General features: G+C 65.7%; 21 protein-coding genes and 1 other RNA gene. 14 read left to right on the top strand and 8 right to left on the bottom strand.

The features are described 5' to 3' along the window. Positions 1-102 precede the first annotated feature (102 nt). From N4264_RS05845 to rpiA, 7 genes are all read left to right on the top strand, one after another. Positions 103-4716 (top strand): EAL domain-containing protein, encoded by a 4614-nt coding sequence (locus N4264_RS05845; RefSeq protein WP_261696128.1) that lies wholly within the window; start codon positions 103-105, stop codon positions 4714-4716. A gap of 45 nt (positions 4717-4761) precedes the next feature. Beyond that, positions 4762-4986 (top strand): TIGR02449 family protein, encoded by a 225-nt coding sequence (locus N4264_RS05840; RefSeq protein ID WP_261696127.1) that lies wholly within the window; start codon positions 4762-4764, stop codon positions 4984-4986. Positions 4987-4993: 7 nt separating this feature from the next. Next, entirely contained in the window at positions 4994-5290 is a 297-nt protein-coding gene (locus N4264_RS05835) for a cell division protein ZapA (RefSeq protein ID WP_261696126.1), read from the top strand. Positions 5291-5297: 7 nt separating this feature from the next. Then, positions 5298-5482: non-coding RNA, 6S RNA (gene ssrS / locus N4264_RS05830), on the top strand. A gap of 143 nt (positions 5483-5625) precedes the next feature. Continuing rightward, positions 5626-6231 (top strand): 5-formyltetrahydrofolate cyclo-ligase, encoded by a 606-nt coding sequence (locus N4264_RS05825; protein WP_261696125.1) that lies wholly within the window; start codon positions 5626-5628, stop codon positions 6229-6231. A 34-nt stretch (positions 6232-6265) separates the two neighbouring features. Next, positions 6266-6718 carry an EVE domain-containing protein gene (locus N4264_RS05820; protein WP_261696124.1) on the top strand — a complete coding sequence of 151 codons (453 nt, stop codon included), beginning with the start codon at positions 6266-6268 and terminating at the stop codon, positions 6716-6718. A gap of 48 nt (positions 6719-6766) precedes the next feature. Further along, a complete protein-coding gene (rpiA, locus tag N4264_RS05815; RefSeq protein ID WP_261696123.1) occupies positions 6767-7411 on the top strand; it encodes a ribose-5-phosphate isomerase RpiA in 645 nt (214 codons plus the stop codon). Positions 7412-7444: 33 nt separating this feature from the next. Here rpiA and N4264_RS05810 read toward each other — a convergent pair whose 3' ends face one another. Continuing rightward, on the bottom strand, positions 7445-8515 hold the full coding sequence (locus N4264_RS05810) for a cyclic nucleotide-binding domain-containing protein (RefSeq protein WP_261696122.1): 1071 nt from the start codon (positions 8513-8515) through the stop codon (positions 7445-7447). Positions 8516-8691: 176 nt separating this feature from the next. Between N4264_RS05810 and N4264_RS05805 the strand changes: the two genes are divergently transcribed. Both N4264_RS05805 and N4264_RS05800 read left to right on the top strand, forming a co-directional pair. After that, a complete protein-coding gene (locus N4264_RS05805; RefSeq protein WP_425508337.1) occupies positions 8692-11481 on the top strand; it encodes a valine--tRNA ligase in 2790 nt (929 codons plus the stop codon). 57 nt (positions 11482-11538) lie between these two features. Then, a complete protein-coding gene (locus N4264_RS05800; RefSeq protein ID WP_261696120.1) occupies positions 11539-12066 on the top strand; it encodes a hypothetical protein in 528 nt (175 codons plus the stop codon). A gap of 40 nt (positions 12067-12106) precedes the next feature. Here N4264_RS05800 and N4264_RS05795 read toward each other — a convergent pair whose 3' ends face one another. Further along, positions 12107-14161, bottom strand: a complete 2055-nt coding sequence (locus N4264_RS05795; protein WP_261696119.1) for an endonuclease — start codon at positions 14159-14161, stop codon at positions 12107-12109. 402 nt (positions 14162-14563) lie between these two features. On the opposite strand from N4264_RS05795, the gene N4264_RS05790 reads away from it, so the two are divergent. The 3 genes from N4264_RS05790 (at position 14564) to yedA (ending at position 17149) form a co-directional block, all read left to right on the top strand. After that, a complete protein-coding gene (locus N4264_RS05790) occupies positions 14564-15211 on the top strand; it encodes a glutathione S-transferase family protein (protein WP_261696118.1) in 648 nt (215 codons plus the stop codon). A gap of 92 nt (positions 15212-15303) precedes the next feature. After that, positions 15304-16155: a methylated-DNA--[protein]-cysteine S-methyltransferase gene (locus N4264_RS25655; protein ID WP_282563033.1), complete on the top strand. Its 852-nt coding sequence runs from the start codon at positions 15304-15306 to the stop codon at positions 16153-16155. Positions 16156-16231: 76 nt separating this feature from the next. Next, complete coding sequence (gene yedA / locus N4264_RS05775) at positions 16232-17149, top strand: drug/metabolite exporter YedA (RefSeq protein WP_261696117.1); 918 nt, start codon at positions 16232-16234, stop codon at positions 17147-17149. Between the two features lie 45 nt (positions 17150-17194). Here the strand turns inward: yedA and N4264_RS05770 are convergent, their stop codons facing one another. The 4 genes from N4264_RS05770 to N4264_RS05755 form a co-directional block, all read right to left on the bottom strand. After that, positions 17195-18373 (bottom strand): ABC transporter permease, encoded by a 1179-nt coding sequence (locus N4264_RS05770; protein ID WP_261696116.1) that lies wholly within the window; start codon positions 18371-18373, stop codon positions 17195-17197. Between the two features lie 10 nt (positions 18374-18383). Beyond that, positions 18384-19547, bottom strand: coding sequence for an ABC transporter permease (locus tag N4264_RS05765; RefSeq protein ID WP_261696115.1), 1164 nt, complete (start codon positions 19545-19547; stop codon positions 18384-18386). Between the two features lie 27 nt (positions 19548-19574). Continuing rightward, positions 19575-20261, bottom strand: a complete 687-nt coding sequence (locus N4264_RS05760) for an ABC transporter ATP-binding protein (protein ID WP_261696114.1) — start codon at positions 20259-20261, stop codon at positions 19575-19577. 110 nt (positions 20262-20371) lie between these two features. Further along, positions 20372-21607, bottom strand: a complete 1236-nt coding sequence (locus tag N4264_RS05755; RefSeq protein WP_261697580.1) for an efflux RND transporter periplasmic adaptor subunit — start codon at positions 21605-21607, stop codon at positions 20372-20374. Positions 21608-21985: 378 nt separating this feature from the next. Here N4264_RS05755 and N4264_RS05750 point away from each other — a divergent pair, with 378 nt between their 5' ends. Continuing rightward, positions 21986-22405: a DUF3052 domain-containing protein gene (locus N4264_RS05750; RefSeq protein WP_261696113.1), complete on the top strand. Its 420-nt coding sequence runs from the start codon at positions 21986-21988 to the stop codon at positions 22403-22405. A gap of 9 nt (positions 22406-22414) precedes the next feature. Here N4264_RS05750 and rsgA read toward each other — a convergent pair whose 3' ends face one another. Both rsgA and N4264_RS05740 read right to left on the bottom strand, forming a co-directional pair. Further along, the gene (rsgA, locus tag N4264_RS05745; protein WP_261696112.1) at positions 22415-23497 is read right to left on the bottom strand and encodes a ribosome small subunit-dependent GTPase A; all 1083 of its coding nucleotides are present in this window, start codon (positions 23495-23497) and stop codon (positions 22415-22417) included. Positions 23498-23555: 58 nt separating this feature from the next. Further along, entirely contained in the window at positions 23556-24233 is a 678-nt protein-coding gene (locus N4264_RS05740) for an efflux RND transporter periplasmic adaptor subunit (protein WP_261696111.1), read from the bottom strand. Positions 24234-24282: 49 nt separating this feature from the next. Between N4264_RS05740 and N4264_RS25965 the strand changes: the two genes are divergently transcribed. Beyond that, positions 24283-24606 carry a hypothetical protein gene (locus N4264_RS25965; RefSeq protein WP_261696110.1) on the top strand — a complete coding sequence of 108 codons (324 nt, stop codon included), beginning with the start codon at positions 24283-24285 and terminating at the stop codon, positions 24604-24606. The last annotated feature ends 375 nt before the right edge of the window (positions 24607-24981 follow it).

The raw sequence follows: 24981 nt of genomic DNA, 5'->3' as shown, positions 1-24981 counted from the left end.
ACGGTTTCGCCTTCCCGTGCTGGCATAGCGCGTGCACCCCCGAAACCCTAAACTGGCCAGGCGGCGCCGGGCGTCGCGGCAGGTCGAGGGAGGGCGGGCTGCATGACAGGCTTGCAAGGCCTTGTGGGTCCCGGATTTCGCCGGGCGTGGCGCCAGCTCGCCTCGCTGGCGTTGCTGTGTCTGGCCCACGCCGCGCCTGCAGCCCAGCGCACCTATTACTTTGACAGCCTGGGCAGCGAACAGGGCCTGCAACAGAACACGATTGGCGCCATCCACCAGGATCGCGCCGGATTCATCTGGATTGCCACGCAGGGCGGCCTGCACCGCTACGACGGCTACGGTTTCCGCGTGTTCGAGCACAGCGCCGGCAACGTCGACAGCCTGCCGGAGAATTTCGTCACGGCGATCACCGAGGACGAGCACGCCACGATCTGGGTCGGCACGAATGCCAGCGGCCTGGCGCGCGTGGATCCGGTCAGCGGCAAGGCCGCCACGCTGCCGGCCGCCAATGCCACCGCCGCGACCGCACGCGCCAACAGCATCTCGGCGCTGTGGTACGAAGCCGGGCGCGGACTATGGGTCGGTTCGCGCGACGGCATCGACCTGGTCGATCCCAAGACGGGTCGCCGCCACAACGTCTTCCGCTTTGACCTCGACGGGCTGCCCTTGCGGCCCGTGCGGCGGTTCGTGCCGGCAGCCGGCGGCATTCTGTATGCGCCGACCAGCCAGGGCCTGCTGCGCATCCAGCGCGACACCGGCGCCGTGGAACGGCTGCGCGCACCGGAACTGGATCGCGTGCTGACCGCCACGGTCAGCCGCAACGGCGTGCTCTACGCGGGCACCTTGAACGGACTGTTCCGGGTCAACAGCGACGGCTCGAAGGCCGAGCGCCTCTGGCCCAAGGCGGAGCCGGCAAATGTATGGGACATCGCCGAGGACCGCGACGGCAAACTCTGGCTGGCCATCCGCGGCGCCGGCCTTGCCAACTATGACCCCGGCACCAGCCAGAGCGAGTGGCTGCATCATCAGCGCGATCTGCCCGGCTCACTGCCCGAGGAATTCATCACCACGCTGATGGTGGATCGTTCGGGTCTACTGTGGATCGGCGGCGAAGCACGCGGCGTCGCCACGACGCGGCCCGGCGGCGTCGTCTTCAGCTGGCTGCTGGACCTGGAGCCGCCCAAGGACCGCGTCAACAAGAACGTCGTCAGCGCGCTGTGGACCGATTCGACAGAATTCATCTGGATCGGCACCGAAGGCGACGGCCTCAAGCGCTACGACCGCCAGCGCGACCGCTTCGAGGACTGGAACGAACCCCTGGCCAAGGCCTTGGGCTTCAAGACCGCGCCGTCGGAATTTCGCATCCACGCCATCGTCGGTTCCGGAACCGGGCGGCTGTGGCTGGGCAGCAGTCATGGCCTGCTTGAGCTGGATCCAAAAACCCGCCAGGGCAGCGTTGCACCGATCAGCGTGCTCGCCGGCGCCGGCCTGGTCGCCAGCGGCGAATCGGAGGTGCGAAGCCTGATTCGCGGCACTGACGGTGACCTCTGGCTGGGTACCCGAACCCACGGGTTGATCCGTTACAAACCGGGCTCGCCAACGCCCCAGACCTGGCAGCACGACGATGCCAACCCGGCCAGCCTGCCCCACAACATGGTGCTGGCGCTGCGCCAGGACCGGCAGGGACGCCTGTGGGTCGGAACACTCGATGGCCTGGCCCTGCTCGATACCACCACGGGCACGTTGCGCCTGCTGCCGCAGGACGAATCCGTGGAAGGCTCGCTGGCCGGCAACCTGGTTCGCACGATCCACGAAAGCGCCGACGGCACCATCTGGGTAGGCACGCACAGCGGCCTGAACCGCCTGCTGAAACTGGACGACCACGGTGCGCGCTTCTCGCGCGTACTGACCCGCGACGGACTGGCCAGCAGCACCATTTACGGCATTCTGGAAGACCGGCACGGCGCCCTGTGGCTGTCGACCAACCGCGGCATCTCGCGCTACGACACGCGCAACCGGCAGATCCGCAATTTCTCGCTCAAGGACGGCCTGCAGGCCTACGAATTCAATGGCGGCGCCGCCTTTGCCGCCCCCGACGGCGAGCTGCTCTTCGGCGGCATCAATGGCACCAATGTCGTGCGGCCCGACGCGTTGACGCAGCGCCGGTTCGTGGCGCCGGTCGTGCTCACGGCGCTGAGCATCGGCACCGAGCGAAGTACCCTGCCGGCCGTGCCGGACAATCAGGTGTGGCGTGTGCCGCAGTCAGCACGCCTGGTCCGCTTCGAGTTCGCCGCGCTGGATTTCGCGGCGCCGGAACGGAACCGGTTCGCCTGGAAACTGGAAGGATTCGACGAGAACTGGATCGACGGCAGCGCCCGTCACGACGTGACGTACACCAATCTCGACCCCGGCCGCTACGAATTCCGGGTTCGCGCCAGTAACTCCGAAGGCATCTGGAATGAGGCGGGCGCTTCGCTGTCGTTCGTCATCGTGCCGCCCTGGTGGGCCTCACGCTGGATGCAGGCACTGTATGCCGTGAGCGCGGCCTTCGTCATTGCCATCATCTGGCGCGAGCGGCGCACCAAGCGGCGCGAGGAACTGCGCCACCAGAACGAACTGCGCGAGCGCGAGGACCGGCTGCGCCTGGCCCTGTGGGGTTCGGGCGACGAGTTCTGGGATTTCGACATGCGCCAGGGCCGCCTGTACCGGTTCGGCGCCGACGAACTCCTGGGCAAGACCGCCGAAGAAACCGTTTCCGCGGACGACTGGCGCAATTTTGCCGTGCACCCGGACGATCTGAGCCGGGTCGACCGCACCCTGGCTGACCACATCAGCGGCGTGAGCGATCATTTCGAGTCCGAGCACCGCATCGCCAACGCCAACGGCGAATGGGTCTGGGTACTGTCGCGCGGCAAGATCGTCGAGCGCGACAGTGAAGGCCAGCCGATGCGCATCTGTGGTACCGCGCGCGATATCACGGCCACGCGCCTGGCCGATCGCGAACGCCGCATCGCTGCAGAAGTGATCCGCAACATGACCGAGGCGGTCACGGTGACCGACCTGGACTACCACTTCACCTCGGTCAATCTCGCCTTCACGCGCATGACCGGCTACCGCGAAGAGGAAGTCGCGGGCCGCAACGCGGCCATCCTCAATTCGCCGCAGCACGCGCCGGAGGTCTACGAGCAGATGCGCGAAACGCTCAGCCAGACGGGCCACTGGCGCGGCGAACTGTGGCAGCGGCGCAAAGACGGCGAGGAATTTCTCAGCTGGCTGGAACTGGCCGAAGTGCGCGATGCCCACGGCACGCGCACGCACTTCGTCGGCGTGCTGTCGGATATCACCGACCGCAAGCGTGCCGAGCAGGAGCTGCGCTACCTGGCCAACTACGACACCCTGACGGGCCTGCCCAACCGCACCCTCCTGGGCGAACGCCTGGGCCACGCCATCATGCGCGCACGGCGCCACGGCCGGCGCGTCGCCGTGCTGTTCCTGGACCTGGACCGCTTCAAGCATGTCAACGATTCCATGGGTCACGCGGCCGGGGATCGGATGCTCAAGGCCGCCGGCTCCCGCCTGCGCTCGCACGTGCGCGACACGGATACCGTGGCACGCCTGGGCGGCGATGAATTCACCGTGGTGCTGGAAGATGTGCGCGACGGCGTCGAGGCCGAACACGTCGCCGCGAAACTCCTGGAAGCGTTCGCCCATCCGCTGGAGCTGGATGCGGGCCAGGAAGTGGTGATCTCCCCGTCGATCGGCATCAGCCTGTACCCGGACCACGGCCAGGTGCCCACGGACCTGCTCAAGTACGCCGACACGGCCATGTACCAGGCCAAGGAAGCCGGGCGCAACACATACAAAGTATACACGTCGGACATGGACGCCGCGGCGCGCCGCCGCGCCACCATCATCGGCGCCCTGCGCAAGGGACTGGAACGCGGCGAATTCCGCCTCGTGTTCCAGCCCAAGATGGCGCTGGCCGATTCGCGCATCGTCGGCGTGGAAGCCCTGATCCGCTGGCGTAGCGAAGACCTCGGCGAGGTTTCCCCGGCCCTGTTCATTCCGCTGGCGGAAGAGGCCGGCCTGATCATCGACATCGGCGACTTCGTACTCGACCGCGCCTGCGCCACCCTCGCCGCGTGGCGGGATCACGGCATCCGCGATGTGGTGATGGCTGTCAACGTTTCCGTGCTGCAGCTGCTGCGCGGCGAGCTGACGCGGCGCCTGTGCGACATCCTCGCCGAGCACGATATCGTGCCCAACCAGATTGAGCTGGAACTGACCGAGAGCACGATCATGGAGAACGCCGAGCAATCGGTGCGTACGCTCAACGAGCTCAAGTCCGTCGGTGTCTCGCTGGCAATCGACGACTTCGGAACAGGTTATTCCTCGCTGGCCTACCTCAAGCGCCTGCCGATCGATACGCTCAAGATCGACAAGGAGTTCGTCGGCGACATCACCTCCGACCCGGACGACGAGGCCATCACTGCCACCATCATCACCATGGCCCACTCGCTCGGGCTGAATGTGATCGCCGAGGGCGTGGAAACCTCCGAGCAACTGGATTACCTGCGCGAGCAGGGCTGCGACGAGATCCAGGGCAATCTCCTGTCATTGCCCTTGCCGGCCGAGCGCTGCCTGGAGTTCCTGACGGCGCGGCGCACCGGTACGACCACCGCCAGCCAGGCTTCCGGTGCACCCGCCGGCCAGTGAAGGCGTCGTCATTGCCAGCACCCGGGGCTCTGCTATATTCCAGCCATGTCCGGTTCCGACTCCACCCTCGCGGATCTCCGCGAAATCAGCGCCCGCATCGACCGCCTGGTCGAGCTGTGCCAGCGTCTGACGGAAGAAAACCGCAGCCTGCGCCAGAGCCAGGAACAGCTGGCCAACGAACGAGCCGTCCTGCTATCGAAGAACGAACAGGCGCGCATCCGGGTCGAGGCCATGATCGCGCGGCTGAAATCGCTGGAACAGAACGCCTGAGGATTCCATGAGCGACCCGGTCTCGGTCAGCATTCTCGATCGCGAATTCCTCATCGCCTGCACCGCGGAGGAGCGTCCCGGCCTGATCGCCGCCGCGGCCTACCTGGACGGGAAGATGCGTGAAGTCCGCAATGCCATCCGCGCGCCGGGCCTGGATCGCATCGCCGTGTTAGCCGCGCTTAACATCACGCACGAACTGATCAATCTCAAGCAACAGGGTGCCACCGATGCCAGTGATGTGGCACAGCACGTGCAGGCCCTGAAACACAAGCTTGAAGGTGTGCTCAGTGCATCCGTAAAATAGGCGCCGTCGTTCTCTGCCGCGTACGACAGCGCATCAAACATTTGCCTTGTTCCTAATCGACTACCCCGGGTTTGCGGTGCTGAGGTCGGTGTGCAAGTCCGTCATGAGCGGAAAGCCTGAGATCTCGCGAGCTGTCCCACCTGTTACTGGGGTTCAAGGTCGTTAAGTGCGCATCGGCGTGGCGGAGGACGTCCTCCTCTCCTGACAGCCGTGTCTCCCGCCGCCCTGCACGCCGCTCCTGGCGCGTGCGGAGCAGTATGCGGGATGCAGGGCTGGACGCTCCGCCGACCGTATTCCGGCGCGCGTGGAGCCCTGCCCCACTAGAGTCGTGCCGCATGACCGAGATCAGCCCGGAGCGACATGCCCTGCGCGCCCGCATGCGCGAGGAACGCGCCCGCCTGGGCGCCGGTGCCCGCATCCAGGCCGCCCAGGGACTGATGACCCAGCTGCGGCAGCTTCCCGAGCTGACCATCGACCAGCACATCGCCGGCTATTTCGCCGTCAATGGCGAGCTGTCGCTGCATCTGGTCGTCGCGGACGCCTGGCGCCGCGGCAGGCAGTTCTATCTGCCGATCGCCGGTGCACGCCGCCAGCTGCGCTTCGCCCCGTACCGCAACGACACCGCCATCGTCCCGAACCGGTTCGGCATCCCGGAACCGGCGGCCGAAACCGCCCAGCTGGTCGACCCGGCCGCTATCCAGCTCGTGCTGGTGCCCCTGCTGGCGTTCGATCGTCGCGGCAATCGCCTGGGTTACGGCGGCGGCTTCTACGATACGAGTTTCGCCTTCCTGCACGGGCAGGACCGGCCGACCGAACCGCTGCTGGTCGGCGTGGGCTATGCCTTCCAGGAAGTCGACGCCCTCGACGAGGCCCCCTGGGACGTCAAGCTCGACTTCATCGCCACCGAATCCGAACTGATTTCCTGCGAGGCGCCGCAGTAACGGCTGCCTGCCTTCACACGATTGCGGAGTACCCATGCGCTACTGGCTGATGAAATCCGAACCGGACGAGTTTTCCATCGACGCGCTGGCGAAGAAAAAAGTGGAACCGTGGAACGGTGTACGAAACTACCAGGCGCGCAATTTCATGCGCGACGGGATGAAAGTCGGCGACGGCGTGCTGTTCTACCACTCCAATTGCGATGAACCGGGCGTCGTGGGCATTGCCCGGATCGCCTCGGCGGCCTATCCGGACCCGACCCAGTTCGACGCCGCCAGCGACTACTACGACGCCGCCAGCACGCGCGAGGAGCCGCGCTGGCTCATGGTCGACGTGGCCTTCGAACGCAAGCTGCGCCGCACCGTGACGCTGGCCGAACTCAAGACGCACGGCGAACTGGAAGACCTGGCCCTGGTCAAGCGCGGCAACCGCCTGTCGGTGATGCCGGTCGCCAAATCCGAATGGGACTTCATCCTCGCGCTGGAATAGTGCCGATACGCCACCCGCCTCACCTCCAAACACTTCACAGAGCCCCCCATGAACCGCGAAGAACAGAAGCGCCTGGCCGCGCAGAAAGCCATCACCTATGTCGAGGACGGCAGCGTCGTCGGCGTGGGCACCGGGTCGACCGTCGCCTATTTCATCGATGAACTGGGCAAGATGGCCGACCGCATCGACTGCGCCGTCTCCAGCTCCGAGCGTTCGACGGAACTGCTCAAGGAGCGCGGCATCCGCGTCGTGGACCTCAACAGCGTCGGCACGGTACCGCTCTACGTGGACGGCGCCGACGAATGCGATCCGCACCGGCGCCTGATCAAGGGCGGTGGCGCCGCACTCACGCGCGAGAAGATTATCGCCGCGGCCTCCGACCGGTTCGTCTGCATGATCGACCCGGCCAAGCGCGTGGACGTACTCGGCAAGTTCCCGCTGCCGGTCGAGGTCATCCCGATGGCACGCAGCTACGTGGCGCGGGAACTGGTCAAGCGCGGCGGCCAGCCGGTGTGGCGCGAAGGCGTGGTGACCGACAACGGCAACTGGGTGCTGGACGTGCACAACCTCACGATCCTCGACCCGGTCGCGCTCGAGCGGGATCTGAACCAGATCGTCGGCGTGGTGTGTGTCGGGCTGTTCGCCGCCCGGCCGGCCGACGTGGTGCTGATCGGCGACCAGCTGATGCAGTAAGCGGTACCGCGCGGCCGCCGCTGCGGCCGCGCTTCAGTCGACCTTGGCCTGCGCTTCCGGCTTGCGGTCGATCTGCTTGATCATGCCGGAGATGCCGCCCTGAAGGGCGTAGGCGTCAAATCCCATCTTGGACATGATGAACGCCGCCGCCGCGCTGCGCTCGCCGGTGTTGCAATAGATCACGTATTTCTTGCCGCGGTCGAACTCGGCCACGGTTTCGCGAAAGGTATACAAGGGTGTATTGATCGCCCCCTTGATCGCACGCTGCTGGAACTCCTCGGGCATGCGCACGTCCAGCACGACAGCGCCCTGGCGGGCCATGATCGAGGCTTTGCCGGGCGTGAGCCAGTCCACCGCGGGCGGCTTCATGACCTCGTCGAATCCCCGCTTGGCCAGGCGCATGAGCTTTCCGTCCTTGATCATGGTGACGGTCGCGTTGCGCACAGTGTTGGCCAGCAGGGCGTCCTCGCCGAAGCTGTCGCCGCGCACCAGGTAGGCCACGACGGAATCGCCGGTTTCCAGGCTTTTCGAGACCGACGCGGCCCCATCCTTGATGACGTAGAAGTAGTCCGCCTCCTCTCCCTCGCGCACGATCACTTCGCCGGCGCGGACATCCACCTGCTCGAAGCGCTGGAACATGCGTTCGATGCCGGCCGTCGGCAACTTGTGCATCACTCGCGACTGGAGCAGGCGGAACACCCAACGGTTGGCCTCGGGCGCGGGATCGTAGTGCTTGAAGTTTTCGGCCCTGGAAAGCTGGTCCCAGCAGATGATCTTTTCCATGTAGCGCCGGTCCAGCCGCACGATCGTGGCACTGATGGAGGTCACGGTGGCCGTGAAACGGCGCGGCTGCATGTCGCCCAGGGCGTAACGGCCCTGCAGTGTGGCCGCGTCGGTTTCCTTGATCTTGCCGTCGGGGTAGTCGCCGCGGATCCGGCCGGCCAGTACGAAGATCGTCTGCTCGTCAGTCTCGCCGGCGGTAAACAGCACGGCGCCTTTTCCGAATTCCTCGCTCGCCGCCTCGCGCGCCAGCTGCTCGAGGTTTTCCGGACGCAGGGAGTCCAGCGGATAGAGCTTGGCCAGATCGGTGGTATTGACGCTCATGCGATCCCCCATCGGCAGCCTCGTCGACCCGAGTGTAGCGGCGCCCCGCGGGGCCTTGGAATAGCGGCGTCCTGCCGAGCCGGACGGGCGGGTTTGGGCCCACGCCCCCCGCCCCGCTACAATCGGCCCATTCCTTTCCGTTTGCCGCCCGGGTGCGCAGTGTCCGGGCCGAGGTCATTTACGTCATGGACAAGAGTTTCGAACCGGGCCAGATCGAGTCGAAGTGGTACGCGCAGTGGGAATCCAACGGCTGGTTCAAGCCCTCGGGCACCGGCGAACCCTACGCGATCCTGCTGCCGCCGCCGAATGTGACCGGCACCCTGCACATGGGTCATGCGTTCCAGCACACCATCATGGACACGCTGATCCGCTACCACCGCATGCGCGGTTACGACACCCTCTGGCAGCTGGGCACCGACCACGCCGGCATTGCCACCGAGATGGTGGTAACCCGCCTGCTCGGTGCCGAAGGCAAGACCCGCAACGAGCTCGGCCGCGATGCATTCATCGAGCGGGTGTGGGAATGGAAGCAGCAATCGGGTGACACCATCGAGCGCCAGATGCGCCGCATGGGCGTTTCGGGCGACTGGTCGCGCACCGCGTTCACCATGGATGCGATTCCGTCCCAGGCCGTCGTCGAAACCTTCGTGCGCCTGTACGAGCAGGGCCTCATCTACCGCGGCCAGAAGCTGGTCAACTGGGACCCGGTGCTCAAGACCGCCATTTCCGACCTGGAAGTCGTCAGCGAGGAAGAAGACGGCAAGCTCTGGTCGATCCGCTACCCGCTGGCCGACGGCAGCGACTCGCTGGTGGTGGCCACCACCCGCCCGGAAACCATGCTGGGCGACGTCGCCGTTGCCGTGCATCCGGAAGACGAGCGTTACGCCGGCCTCATCGGCAAGACCCTCAGGCTGCCACTGACCGACCGGTTGATCCCGATCATCGCCGACGACTATGTCGAGCGCGAGTTCGGTACCGGCTGCGTGAAAATCACGCCGGCGCACGACTTCAATGACTACGCCATCGGCCAGCGCCACAACCTCACCCCGATCAACATCTTCACCGACGACGCGCAGATCAACGACAACGCGCCGGCGAAGTACCGCGGGCTGGACCGCTACGACGCGCGCAAGGTCGTGCTCGCCGACCTGGAGGCCGCCGGCCTCCTGGTCGAGGAGAAGAAGCACAAGCTCCAGGTGCCGCGCGGCGACCGCACGGGCCAGGTGATCGAGCCTTACCTGACGTGGCAGTGGTTCGTGAAGATGGACGGCCTGGCCAGCCGCGGCCTGGAACTGGTGGAAAGCGGGAAAGTTCGCTTTGTGCCCGAGAACTGGATCAACACCTACCGCCACTGGCTGGGCAACATCCAGGACTGGTGCATCAGCCGCCAGCTGTGGTGGGGCCACCGCATTCCCTGCTGGTACGACGAGGCCGGCAACGCTTACGTGGCGCGCGACGAAGCCGGTGCCATCGCCCAGGCCGCCGCCAAGAACGGTGGCACTGCGCCGGCGCTGCAGCGCGAAGCGGATGTGCTGGAGACCTGGTTCTCCTCGGCCCTGTGGGCCCACTCGACGCTGGGCTGGCCGGACGAAACAGCCATGGCCGAGCGCGGCTTTGACCGCTACCTGCCCACCTCGGTGCTGGTGACGGGCTTTGACATCATCTTCTTCTGGGTCGCCCGGATGATCATGATGACCGATCACTTCACCGGCCAGGTGCCCTTCCGCGACGTCTACATCACGGGTCTGGTGCGCGACAAGGACGGTCAGAAGATGTCCAAGTCCAAGGGCAACATCCTCGACCCGCTGGACCTGATCGACGGCATCGACCTGGAAGCACTCGTCGCCAAGCGCACCGGCGGCCTGATGCAGCCGCAGATGGCCAAGAAGATCGAACAGGCCACGCGCAAGGATTTCAGCGGCGGCATTCCCGCATTCGGCGCTGATGCGCTGCGCTTCACCTTCGCCTCGCTCGCCACCCACGGCCGCGACATCAAGTTCGACCTGGACCGCTGCGGCGGCTACAAGAACTTCTGCAACAAGCTGTGGAATGCCGCGCGTTTCGTGCTGATGAACTGCGAGAACTACGCGGCGCCGGCGGGTGCCGCACCGGCCGCGGTGACCGAGGCGGAGAAGTGGATTCTCAGCCGCCTCAATCACTGCCTGGCGGAAGTGGAAACCCAGTTCGCCGCGTACCGCTTCGACCTCGTCTCCCAGGCGCTGTACGAGTTCACCTGGAACGAGTTCTGCGACTGGTTCCTGGAGCTGGCCAAGCCGGCGCTCAATGGCGACGACGCCGCTGCCGCCGATTCCACGCGCCACACCCTGCTGTTCGTGCTGGAAGCCCTGCTGCGCGGCCTGCACCCGCTGATTCCCTTCATCACCGAGGAGATCTGGCAAAACATCGCGCCCAAGCTGGGCATCGATGCGCCAACGGTTTCGCGCCAGTCTTATCCGCGCGCCGCGGACATCGCGCTCGACAACAGCGCCGAGGCGGAAATCGAGTGGCTCAAGGCCGTGGTGTCCAACCTGCGACGCATCCGCAGCGAGATGAATCTCGCACCGGGCAAGACCATTCCGCTTTTGTTTGCCGGCGGCAACGCCAGCGATCGCGCGCGTTCGGCCAAGTTCGGATCGCAGATCGGCTTCCTGGCCCGGGTGGAATCGCAGCGCTGGCTGGAAGCCGGCGAATCGGAGCCGGCCGCCTCGGCCGCGATCATCGGCGACCTGAAATTGCTCATCCCCCTGGCCGGCCTGATCGACGTCGACGCCGAGAAGTCGCGCCTGGCCAAGGAAATCGGCCGGATCCAGGCCGAGATCGGCAAGTGCAACGGCAAGCTGTCGAATGAGAGCTTTGTCGCCAATGCGCCCGCGGCCGTGGTCGACCAGGAACGCCAGCGCCTGGCGGAATTCAGCACGACGTTGTCGGGCCTGCGCGAACAGGCCGAGCGCCTGGCGGCGCTGTAATCCAGCCAAACACGGCATGGCGCCCGACGCGCCATGCCGTGAACGGAGCAATGGCGCATGCACACGGAAATTACGCCTTCCGATCGAAAGCTGGTCGCCACGGGACTGGGCGTCGCGCTCTTCAGTTCTGCCGTACTGGTCGGCCTGTTGTCGCTGGCCTACGGATCGCCGGCATTCGCGCGGGGCGCGTGGACGTCCGCCTTGCTCGGATCATTCGCAGCGGCGGCCTGGGGAGCCAGTTCGTCGCGCCCGCTCGAGTCCGACGAAATACCCTACGTAGTCGGCTTCGGCCTACTCGCACTGGCGGCAGCCGCCGTGCTGCTCTGGCCGACGACCGTGCTGTTTTCCCAATGGCTCGCGGCAACACCGCGCTCGCCCTTCCACCCCGCCATCGTTGCTGGCTTCGGGCTGGGTGTCATCTGGCTGCTGGGTTCTGTGCTGGCCTTTTTCCGCTACGTTCGCGCCGCATTGCGTGAACGCCACCATCGCATCGGGCTGCTCACGGTGCCGGTGCTGGGTTTTGCGCTGATCTACCAGGCGGTGTACTGGCTGGACATCCTGCAATACATCTACCGCACGCTCTGAACGCCGGGGTGGCCGGTGCCGGCCACCCCGCCTGTGTCCGTCAGGGATCAAAGCCGTCCGCGAAGATGCCGTCCTGCTGCACCGGGCACCCCGTGTTGTTGAACACGCAGCGCGCCCATTCCGGGTGGTCGATGAACGGATTGCGGTTGGTCTGGTAGGAATACACCACGTCGTTGCGCAGCTGCTCGCGCGCATCCGGGGGATCCTGATCGTTCCAGTCCAGCAGCACCGATTTGAAACCCATATAGGCCACCGCACCTGTCGGCTGCGCGTTGGTCTGCACGATCTGCGAGCGCGTGTCGGTCAGCTCCAGGTCCGGCTCCATGACGTTCGCTGCATTCATGCCCCCCTCGTAACGCACCGCCATGTACAGCACGGCGCGCGCCACATCGCCCCGGCGATGGTTCCAGGTCTCGAACGTGTTCGCGTTGAACCAGTTGGAATTGCCCGGATAAGCACCACTGCCGCCGCCGACACCGTGGTTGAGCGTCGTCGGACGCTCGGTGCACGAGGCGCAGTTGCCGTAGGGGCTGTTACCGCGGTCGGCGTTGTAGCCGATGTGCGAGATGTAGAGCATGTGGCAATCCGTGTAGGGCGGATTGACCGCGGAATTCACGCTCGCATTCGGAAAACCCAACGAATTGGGCCAGGTGTGTTCGCGGTTGTAGTTGCTGTTGCCGGCACCCACCTTCGCGTAGCTCTCGTTCTTGTAGACATCGAGCACCTTGGACGTATCGCCGGGATCCTGGTCCGCCGCTTCAAGGACATTCCATGTATCCGGATTGACGTCATCCGAATAGGGGAACGCCACGTGGTTCTTGATGCGATTGTGCAACCAGGCCTTGAGCGCGGGGCCCGAACTGGTGTCGACGCCGGCGTAGTAATTGCTGGTGTCGCCGGCCGTCGTGAACGTGACGACGCGATCGGCGGCCATTGCATGCGCTACACCATCGGTATCGTGGACGTGATCGGCAAGAATCGTCCAGGTGCACTGCTCCAGCGGCGTGAAGTCCGTCGCCGGATTCAGGGTGTAGCCCGCACCACTGCCCGTCTGCACGGCAGTATGCGTGCCCGAGGTGGCGCAGCTGAGCGTGTACCAGCCATCGTCCAGCGTGACCGCTTCGCTGAAAGTAATCTGCAGATTGCCGGCCAGCGGGAATGCGCTGGCGTTGTTGGCGGGCGCGCTGCTGGCGACGGTCGGCGGCAGGTCGCCCAGGGTGGAGAACGTCAGGACGTGATCGGCCACCATCGGATCGGCCGGCGGATCCGTATCGGTCACCTGGTCGCGCCGCACGGTCACTGTGCAGGTTTCGCCGGAGGCGAAGTCGACGGTGGGATCCAGCTGATACGTCAGACCGGTGTTGCTCACCGACGCGGCGTGGGCGCCGCTGAGGTTGCACTGGATGTCGTACCAGGTCGCGCCCAGGGTCACGGCTTCGGAAAAGGTAATGTCGATGTTTGCCGTGACGGCGACGCCGGAGGCATTGGGTACCGGCGACGTGGAAGCCACGCGCGGCGGATGGTCGACCGGTGGTCCGAAGCTCTGTCCGACGTTGCAGTTACCGAACGACGCGGTCGCCGACGGCTGCCAGGCGAAATCGCCGTACTCGCTGCCGGTGCCCGTCAGTTGCAGCGAGGTGCCCGGCGCCGTGCTATTGCTTTCGGAGCGGCCGATGTCGACGCTGGTCATGCCGCCGGCCGGCCCGCCGGCGGCCTGGAACGTGCCCTCGTAGCTCAGAAACTGGACCACGCTGGTTCCGTTGACCAGCGCGAACCCGTCGGGTGAACCGTTCTGCAGGCCGACTGCCGGCACATTCACGGTGCCGTAGGCGCCGCACTGTGTCGGGATCGTGCCGCTCAGGGTCAGGGTGGCGTAGGGCGCACCGCCCGAGCCGTTGTACAGGACGATCGACCAGCCGGTCAGATCCGTACCCGCCGGCCCGGCCACCTCGATGGCTTCGCCGGCGTCAGGGCTGCTCGAATCGTCGTAGTGGAATTCATTGATGAAAATCGCCGTATCGGCCTGCGCAGCCGTCGCCGCGGCCAATACCGACGCCAGCGCGATGCCGCGCAGCGCCCCAATCCCGTAAGACATCTGGTGATACCCCCTAAAGAAAGACGCGATCAGGCGACATCCGCGCCGAATCGTCGCAGCGAGCAACCGGGCTGAGCCGGAAGGTGCGGGCATGGGCGATCCCATCCCGGATGCGAAGCTGCCGGGCTTCGCCAGGATCGCCGCCATTCCTCGCGGACGACCCCGCTACCGGCACACATGGCCGGCATGGCCGCCGACTATATCGGGCTTCGATGACGACTGCACGGGCGCGTACGGGCCATTCGTCCGGGGCTTCGGGACGACGAAAGGTGGCACCCGGGCGAGGTCCGCCGGTGCTGGCGTTTTCCGCTCTGGATCCGCCGGCGTGGATGGCGAGGATGGCTGCATCCGGCCAACCGTACGCAATCGTACTTTTTCCCTTGACCAGCCCGAGGTATCCCGATGACCGACGCCATGACGCTGTATTCGTTCGCTCCGTTCGACCGCTCCGCCCGGGTGCGCTGGACCGCCCATGAGCTCGGCCTTCCCCTGGACGAGCGGCGATTGAGCTACGGCGGCGGCGATCACCTCGCCGACGAGTACCGCAACCTCAATCCGTTCTGCCATGTGCCGACGGTGCAATGGGGCGACGCCGCCATGTTCGAGTCGGTCGCCATCTGCCAGCACCTGGCCGAGAGCCACGCCGGACACGACCTGATCCCGCCGCCGGGCACACCGGCGCGGCAGCAGTACTGGACCTGGCTGTTCCACGCCGCCAGCGACTTCGACCGCTATGGGGTGGACGTTTTCCGCCATGGCTTCCTGGCACCGAACCCGGAAAAGCGCCAGCAGGCCATCGCCGCGATGAAGCCGGGACTACAGGTGCTCGACGCGCATCTGGCGCGCAACAGCTACGTGCTCGGCGAGGCCTTCACCCTGCCAGACGTGATCTTCGGCCACGGCACGGTGCTGCTGACCCTTGCGGGCGTGATCGAGGCCTATCCTCACCTGGTCGCCTACCGGGATCGTCTCGCCCAGCGCCCGGCGGCGCAGGCCGCCGGCTTGTTCCGTCTCCTGGAAGAGCGGGCGGCAATGCGCGCCGCGGGCTGAGCGCCAGCCGGCGGGCGGGCGCAACTTCCGGATAGCGGCGCGGGTGGAGCGGGCGCAGACTTTGCCCCATCCACCCTCGCCAGAATGCCGCCATGACCCGCGATGATCCCGTCTCCCGCGCCCACGCCCTGATCGCCGACAGCGATCCCGCGCCCAAGCTCGACGAACTGGCCCAGGCGGTGGGATTGAGTCCGAGCCATCTGCAGCGGCGATTCCGGGCGCGCTATGGCATCAGTCCCGCCGAGTTCGCATCCAGCCGGCGCATGGAGCGCTTCAAGCGCGCGCTGCGCGAGGGCACCAGCGTCACCGACGCGATCTACGCAGCCGGTTTCGGCTCCGGCAGTCGCGTGTACGAAAAGAGCGATCCGCTGCTGGGCATGACGCCCGCCAGCTACCGCCGCGGCGGCGCAGGCACCGCGGTGCGCTATACGACCTTGCCGACCGACCTTGGCGAACTGCTGGTCGCGGCCACTGAACGCGGTATCTGCGCCATTCTGCTGGGCGCCAACGAGAACGAGCTGCTGTGCGAACTGCGCAAGGAATTGCCCGCCGCAGAACTTGAACGCGTGGACGCCGGCCGCGACGAATGGCTGGCTGGCATGATCGATCGCGTGCAGAGCGAGCTGGGCTGGCAGGACCGTCCGCCGGCCGCGCTGCCGCCGCTGGACCTGCGCGCCACCGCGTTCCAATGGCGCGTGTGGCAGGCACTCACGCGCATCCCCGCGGGCCAGACACGCAGCTATCGCGAAATCGCCGAGGCCATCGGCGCACCGCGCGCCGCGCGTGCGGTGGCACGCGCCTGTGCCGCCAACCGATTGGCTATCGTGGTGCCCTGCCACCGGGTGGTGCGCGACGACGGCTCGCTTGGCGGCTATCGCTGGGGCATCAATCGCAAGCGGCAGATCCTGCGCCAGGAAGCGCAATTGGCTCCAGTTTCGCCGTGACCAGTGGGTCTGGGGCGCGTGTCACCGCTGGCCTAGGATGCACGGTGGGGGAAGGTGTCCGTGATCGAAGGCCGCAATGACTGATCAATCCGTGTGTTCCGCGCCGCCCGTTGCCGCGCCGCGTTTTTCCCCGCGTGTACTGATTCCACTCGCGCTGGTTTCCCTGTACATCGTCTGGGGTTCGACCTACCTCGCCATTCGCGTCGGCCTGGAAAGCTATCCGCCGTTCACGATGGCGGCCATCCGCTTTCTGGTCACTGGCGTGGTGTTGTACGGCTTCCTGCGCTGGCGCGGCATGCCGGCACCCACCCCGCTGCAATGGCGCAACTGCGCGATCAGCGGCAGCCTGCTGCTCGGCCTCGGCAACGGCCTGGTGTGCTACGCCGAACAGAGCGTGTCGTCGGGACTGGCCGCGGTCGCCGTAGCCAGCATGCCGCTGTTCGCCGCCATTTTCGGCACGCTGTTCGGACACTGGCCGCGCAAGCTGGAAACGGTCGGCCTGCTGATCGGTTTCGCCGGCGTGATCGTGCTCAATTTCGGGGGTGACCTGCGTGGTTCGCCAGTGGGTGCGGTCGCCCTGATTACCGCCGCGGCGTCGTGGGCCTTTGGTTCGCTGTGGAGCAAGCGCCAGGACATGCCGGCCCCCGCCATGAACACCGCCGCGCAGATGCTGACTGGCAGCGTGGCACTGACCGTATTCGCCCTGGTTGGCGGGGAGTCGTTCCCGACGTCGCCGACCTTGCGCGCGACCCTCGCCCTGGTCTACCTGGGCGTCTTCGGATCCATCGTCGGCTTCAGCGCCTACGTGTATCTGCTCAAGACCGTGCGTCCTGCGCTGGCCACCAGCTATGCGTACGTGAATCCGCCGGTGGCGGTGCTGTTCGGCGTGCTGCTGGGTGGCGAGCAAGTGCACCTGCTCGACATGGTCGGGATGGCGATCATTCTGGCGGGCGTGGCGACGATCACGCTCGCCCGCGACAAACCCGGAAACTGACGCCATGAAACGGTGCTCCGGCCCTTGCCGGAGCACCGTGTGTTCTCACGATTCGCGCAAGGCCGTCGTCACGGGCAGTCGCGCGGCACGGATCGCGGGCAGCAGCCCGCCGATCGTTCCGATGATCAGGGCCACGATCAAGCCCTGCACGACCAGCGCCGGCGTCACCTTGAAGCTGAAAACCACCTGGGTGAAGTTCTGGCTCAGCGTGGAAACCGTGAAATTGTTGAACAGCACATAGGCGATCAACGCACCGGACAGGCCACCGACCAGCGCCAGCACGATGGCCTCGATCATCACCGACAGCACGACCGGAAATGCGCCGAACCCCAGTGCGCGCAGCGTTGCGATCTCACGCGAACGCGTGGCCACCACGGCGTACATCGTGTTCAAGGCCGCGAAGATCGCGCCTAGGCCCATGACCACGGTGATGAAGCCGGCCAGAACGCCGATCGTCATGCGGAAGTTCTTCGTCTGCGCGCTGTAGTAGTCCTGCTGGGTCTGCACATCGAGCGTGAGGCGGCGATCCGCGCTCAGCGCCGTACGCAGGGTTTCCAGCGCGCCCTCGCCATCCAGGGCCGCAAGGATGGACGAATAGCCCTGGCGGCCGAAGCTGGTCTGCGCGGTTTCGGCATCCGCCCACAGTTCGCTCTCGCTGGCGTCGCCCGACTCGAACACACCGACGACCTTCCACTCGGAACTGCGCATGCGGATCACTTCGCCCACCGCAGCGCCGCTGAACTGGCGTGTCACACCGCGGCCGACGACCAGTTCACGCAGCCCCGGCTCGAACATGCGCCCTTCCACCAGGCGCAGCTGCGGACGCAGCTTGAACGAGTTGGGATCGACGCCGCGCAGCGTGACGTTGGATCCGTTCACCGTTTCGCCCTTCTTGAGCAGCTCGGTGATGACGGTGAGTTCCTTGGCCAGCAGCGGCTTGCCTTCGGCATCCTTCTTGATGCCCGGGGCCTGCTCAACGACGGACGCCTCGTTGCGCGACATGCCGGAGTTCAGCTCGGTGTTGGAACCGCCGCGCAGGATCAGCGCGACGTCGCGGCTGCCGGTAGCGGCGAGGGTCTGGCGGAAGCCTTCGCCCATCGCCAGCAATGCCGTCAGCACGGCCACGACACCGGCCAGGCCGATCATGATGACCAGCGACGGCGCCCAGCGCTCGGGAACGCTCTTGAGATTGATGCCGGTAATGGCAGTGGTTTCTTTGAACATGTCGGACTCCTTAGCGACCGGCCAGCGCGTCGACGATCTTCAGGCGACGGGCACGCAGCGCGGGCAACAGACCCACCGCCAGACTGAGCACCAGGATCGCCACGATGCCGGCACTCCACACGCGCCAGTCGACGCTGATCGGGAACATCATTCCCGCGGGCGATTTCTGGATCAGAAAGCCCAGCAAGGTAGAGATGCCCAGCCCGATCACGCCACCCAGGGCGCACAGCGTGAGCGATTCGGACAACACGAAGCCCAGCACGGCGCCATCCGAAAAGCCCAGCGTCTTGAGCACGGCCAGTTCCGGAACGCGTTCGCGCACGCTCTGCGCCATGGTGTTGCCGACCACCAGCAGCAGGGTGAAGAACACGGCGAAGAGAATCCAGCGGACAATCATGCCGATGTCACCCATCTGCTTGATGAAGCCGGCGTTCCAGTCTTTCTCGGTCTGCGTCTTGGTTTCGTCGGGCGAATTTTCAAAGCGCTTGTCGATCGCCTCGGCCACCTGCTTGGCGAGGTCCGGATCGGTCAGCTGGATCGTGTAGATGCCGGCCATGCCGTGCATGAACATGTTCGCTTCGTCGAAATAGGCGTGGTTGATGAAGACCTGCAGCGCCTTGCGTTTCCATTCCTCGTCCTTGCCGTCGTAGATGCCGACGAGGTCGAAGGCCCAGGACTTGCTGCCGTTCTTCTGCGGGAAGATGTCCGAACCCAGGGGCACCTTGTCGCCCACCTTCCAGCCGTATTTGTCGGCCAGGAGCTTGCCGACGATCATGCCGGTGCGGGTATTGGCGAAGGCCTTCCACTGCTCCTCGGGCATCTGCCATTCGGGGTAGACGTCGTGCAGGCGCTCGGGATCAACGGCGAAGGTGAAGAGCTGTTCTTTGTCCTTCTCCAGGATGCCGCCGAACCACTGCTGGTACATCACGCGCTTGACGCCCGGGATGCTCTCGATTTCCGGCAGCTGGCGCAGCGGCAGTGACTGGGTGAAGGACACGCGCGCCTGGGTCATCAGGCGCGTGGCACCGACGAAATCGGCGCCGGCATTGAACAGCACGTTGACACTTTGCAACAGGCCGAACAGAAGGAACGCCATGATCACCGACAGCAGGGTGAGCACGAAGCGCGACTTCTTTCGGAACAGATTGGCGATGACGAAACCGGTCTTGGTCATGGCAATGTCCTGGTTGCCGGGCAGCGCTTAGTGCGCGGCCTGTTCGGCCAGCTGGCCCTTGTCCAGATGCAGGGTGCGCTTGGCGTACTCGGCGGCGCGCGGATCGTGCGTCACCATGACGATGGTCTTGCCGTGCTCGCGGTTGAGCGTCTGCAGCAGGGTGAGGATTTCATCGGCCGTCTTGCGGTCGAGGTCACCCGTGGGTTCGTCGCAGACCAGGATCGTCGGATCCGACACGATGGCGCGGGCAATGGCGACGCGCTGCTCCTGTCCACCGGAAAGCTCTTTCGGCTTATGGCGGGCACGATCGGCAAGTCCCACGACCTGCAGCGCGATCTGCACATTCTTCTTGCGCTGGGCGCTCGAGAGATTGGTGAGGAGCAGCGGCAGCTCGACATTCGCCTCGGCGGTGAGCACGGGCATGAGGTTATAGAACTGGAACACGAAGCCGACGTTCTGCGCGCGCCACTTGGCCAGCTGCCCGGCGCTCATGCGGCCGATCTGCTTGCCGTCGATCGCCAGCTCGCCCGAGGTCGGCTGGTCGAGCCCGCCGATCAGGTTCAGCAGTGTCGTCTTGCCCGAGCCGGACGGCCCCATCAGGGCAACAAAATCGCCTTTGGGAATATCCAGCGAAAGCCCGTGCAGCACTTCCACCTTCTGGTTGCCGCGCGTATAGCTCTTGGTGAGCTGGCGGATGCTGACAAGGTTGGTCATACACGTATCTCCGGTATTGATTTGATGTCCGGCCGGCGCCGATGGCTGGCTGCCGGCACGACGCGGCCACCGGCCATCTCGATGGCCGGTACGCCCGCGTCGGAATGTCGTTACATGCTGGTCTTCACTTTGTCGCCCGCCTTGATGCCATCCGGCGGGGCAACGGCGACACGCTCGCCGGCGGTCAGGCCACTGAGCACCTGACGATTGCTGTTCATCGACTGGCCAAGCGTCACCTTACGCGCTTCGACACGGCCATCGCGCACGACATAGACGAAAGTCGCCTCACCTTCGGTCTGCACGGCGTCGCCGGGAACCAGCACGCCCGGCATCGGCGCTGCCTTCACCTCGGCGGGTTTTTCCTCGCTCAGGAAGGCGACGCGGGCACCCATGTCCGGCACGATGCGGGCGTCCTTGCTATCCATTCCGATGCGCACCTTGACGGTTGCCTTGCTGCGATCGGCGGTCGGGATGATGGCGATGACCTTGCCCGGGATCTTCCAGTCCGGGTACGCATTGAGCGTGCTCTCCACCGGCTGGCCCGGCTGCACGCGACCGATGTAGGACTCGTTCACATCCACTTCGATTTCGAGCGAAGTCATGTCGACGATCGTGCCGATACCGGTGCGGGTGAAGCCGCCGCCGGCGGACATCGGCGAGACGATTTCGCCCGGCTGCGCCGCCTTCACCGTCACCACGCCAGCGAAAGGCGCCTTGACGACGGTGTTGTCCACGTCGACCTGGGCGATCGAAACGCCCCGCTCGGCCACGGCGACCTGCCGCTCCTGCGCGGCAATGCGCGCGCGCAGCGCTGCCACTTTGGTCTGTGCATCTTCCACCGACTGCTGGCTGGTGAGTTTTCGCGCGACCATGTCCTGCACGCGCTTGTGGTCACGCTCGGCCTGCTGCAGCTGCACCCTGTGTTCGGCCAGTTGCGCGCGGGCGGCGTCCAGCTGCGATTGGGTCAGATGGAGATGGGCGGTCGCGTCGATCGGATCGATGCGGGCCAGCACCTGGCCTTCCTCGACGCGCTGGCCTTCCTCGATCAGCACTTCCATCACGCGACCAGTCACCTTCGACGACACCGTCGCCTGTCGGCGCGCCGTGACATAGCCGGACGAATCCAGCACCGAGCCGCCGGAAGACGCCACCGTTGCCGCCGGCTGCGCGACGGCTGTCTTGATGACCCAGGTGTTGCCCTTGCCGAGCATCATCCAGGCGCCGGCGGCAATTCCGGCGACAACGACGGCTGCGATCGCCACCCACTTTCCCTTTCCGCCGGATTCGGCCGCGGGTTCGTTGCGGTCGATGCGCAGCTGTTTGAGCATTTCCGAGTTGTCCACGATTCCACCTTGCTTGAAAGTCACGAATGCGTTCTGCGCCGGCTGTCGCGCTGATGAGGATCGCCAAAGGGCCGTTGAAAAGGCCGTGCCTGCTTTGGTCGTTCGCGTACCCCTTCAAGGTCGGGGTCGCCGGCTGTGCGCAGTGAGGGCCGGCGCGGCTGGGCTGATTGGGGTCTTGGCAGGAAAGTCGGCTCCCAACGGGGTCAGACCACTCTAGAGTGTGCCATAGAGTGGCTCACCTGCCGCGCCTCCACCACGGCCGACGGTCAGCCATCGGAGGTGACAGGTGTCAGATGGGTGCGCGAGTGTGACGCCGGTGGCACCTTCCGCCTCGCCGCACCGACTTTGTGGGCTATGCGAGAAGCGACGACAGGCCGTCATATGCAAACCACTTCTAACGACGCGGGATATTCGGGAAAGCCCTTGTGGCAGAAGCTGGGCCTCAAACCAGGCCTGTGCGTGCACCTGTCCGAAGCGGTCGAGCGCTACGCGCAGCTGACCGGCTTTGACATGACCCAAGTGACCCTCGCACGACACGGCGCGCCCTTCAACTTCGGCCATGTGTTCGTGCAGTCGCGCGAAGCGCTGGCCCAGGCACTGGCAGCGCTCGACGAGCGTCTGGCGCCGGACGGCCAGTTGTGGATTTCATGGCCGAAGAAGGCGTCGAAGATCGCCACGGACGTCACGGAAGATACGGTGCGCGAGCTCGCGCTGCCGCGACAGCTGGTCGACGTGAAAGTGTGCGCGGTTGATGCGACGTGGAGCGGCCTGAAACTGGTGCGGCGCAAAAGCGCGCGCTGACGGGCCCGCTCAGCGGTGCCCGTATTTTTCCTTCAGCCGCTGCCCGAGCGCCTTGCCAAGAATGCGCGCCTCGCCCTTGCGCTTGAGTTGCGCCTCGAGATTGCTGGCCTGGGCCTGGATTTCGTCGCGCAGCTTCTGGTAGCTGTGCCAGCGGTCGGAATCGAGGTCGCCCTGCTCGAGCGCAGCGCGCACGGCGCAACCGGGCTCGCTCATGTGGGCGCAATCGCCAAAGCGGCATTGGGTCGCCAGTGCCTCGATATCGGCAAACTGGCCCGCTTCGAGATTTTCCTCGCCGGTCAGCTTGAGCTCGCGCATGCCGGGGGTGTCAATCAGGCAGCCACCCTGCGGCAGCGCGATCAACGCCCGGAACGTGGTGGTGTGTCGCCCGCGGCTGTCGTGCTCGCGCACCTCGCGCGTGGCCTGGCGTTCGACACCCAGCAGCGTATTGGTCAAGGTGGATTTGCCGACCCCGGACGAGCCCACCAGCACCGCCGTCAGTCCCGGTCCCAGATAGGGGTGCAGGACGGCAATACTGGCCGCGTCCTTGGCGTTGACCGCGTGCACGATGGTGTCCGGCGGCAGGACGTCCCCGACGTCGACCAGGAGTGCGTCGAGATCGTCGTGGCGGTCGGCTTTTGTCAGCACCACGACGCAATGCGCACCGGAGGCCTGGATCAACGCCAGATAGCGTTCCAGCCGGCGGGGGTTGAAATCACCGTCCAGCCCCATCAGCACCAGCACCGTGTCGACATTCGTGGCGATCGGCTGGCGCTGATAGCGCTCGCCGGCCGCCGCACGCGACAGCAGGGCGTGGCGCGGAAGAATGGTTTCGATCTGGGGCGGCTTGCCCGGCTTGAGCAGGACGAAGTCCCCAACCGCCGGCCGCTCGGTGGGATCGAGATTGCGCTTGAGGAAGCGCGGCGCCGGCTGTGCTGTGAATTCCTTCTCGCCATCGTGCACCACGTAGCCGTTGCGGTGCTGCACGATGACGCGCGCCGGAATGGCCTGGTCCGGCGCATCGGCAGGAAGGGTGATATCGCTTCGCCAGCCTATTGCGGCGAGGCGTGCGCCGTGTTCCGGGGTGAGCTCCATTCGCCGATTGTACAGACGGAAAGGGCGGGCTGATCCTTGCGAACCACCCGCCCGCTGTTCAGCTCTTGACCGCCGCCAGCTCGCGATCAACGGCTTTGATCGCGTCGACCGGGGCACCGTCGGTCAGACTGGTGTGTCCCGCGGTAATGACTTCGACACCGGGGCTCAGCCCCTGCAGCACCTGCACCTGATGGCCCGACTCGTAACCCAGCTTCACGGCTACGCGTGCCGCCTTGCCGTCGCGGATGACGAAGACGCTCGATTCACGCTCGTTGGTCAGCACGGCCGACTTGGGCAGCAGGGTCGCCGCGGCGACGTGGTCGTAGGCGATGTCCAGGCGGGAGAACAGGCCAGGCCGCAGGGCGCCCGTGGTGTTGTCCACCGCCACGACCACTTCGACCGTGCCGCTCCTGGCGTCGACGACCGGGCTGACGCGGTTGACGGTGGCGGTGAAATCCTTGCCCGGCAGCGCGTCGGCGCGGTACTGCACCGGCTGGCCCGCCTTGAGCGCCACGCTGGCGCGTTCCGGGACACGCAGGCGCACCTTCAGATCGCTGAAGTCGGCCATCTCGAAGGCGACATCGTTCATCTTCAGAAGCTGGCCCTGCTTGATCAGGCGGCGCGTGATCACGCCGTCGAACGGCGCGATGACAGCGCACTTTGACAGGGAAAGGCGTGCCAGATCGACCTCGGCCTTGCGCGAGGCCAGGTCGAGACTTGTTCTGCTCGTAGGCATTGCGTGCGATCAGCTGGCGTTTGAACAGGCTCTCATTACGTGTGTCGCTGTGACGCAGACGCTCCAGCTCCGCCTCGGCCTGGCGCAGCAGCACGCTGTGACGCTCGGCATCGAGCCGGGCCAGGATCTGGCCCTTCTTCACGCGCTGGCCTTCTTCGGCTTCCAGCCGCAGGACGATGCCGCCGATTTCGCTGACGACCTTCGCTTCGTGCTCGGCTTCCAGCGTTGCCGTACCCGAATAGGTCGCGGTGATGTCGCCCTGCGCCACCGCGGCCACCTCGACCGGTACGGCCTCGACCTTCGGTTTCGCATCCGCGGCGGGCGGTTTGGACTGGGCGTCCCGCCCGCAGCCGGTCAGCGCCGATGTCGCTAGGGACACTACGATCAAGCTCGCCAATAGTGAGGTTTTCATGGTCTTTGCCCTGGTGTTGTAGGTAACTATAACACCATAACTCCTTCCGTCAAGGGCGCATCGTATGCGCACGGTGGTCAACTGGCGCCTGCCAGTAGGAACAGTGACTTCTGGGAGGCCCGCGTACGGATGGCTACCGGAGGCAAAGGGTTGCGCCGGATTACCGTCGCCCGATGCGTTCAGCCAGCTGCCATTCATCTGCCATGCCACCGGCCGCTGGCAGACACATCCGGATGTCTTTTTGAAGCCGCTCACGGCGCCGCGATGCTGCGTTGCCGTACGCTTGAGACAGTTGTTTCGGACCTTCGGTTGGATATTTCAAATACAGCCGCTAGG

Source organism: Tahibacter amnicola, from assembly GCF_025398735.1.
GTDB lineage: Bacteria > Pseudomonadota > Gammaproteobacteria > Xanthomonadales > Rhodanobacteraceae > Tahibacter > Tahibacter amnicola.
This window is presented reverse-complemented; position numbering and strand designations above follow the sequence as displayed.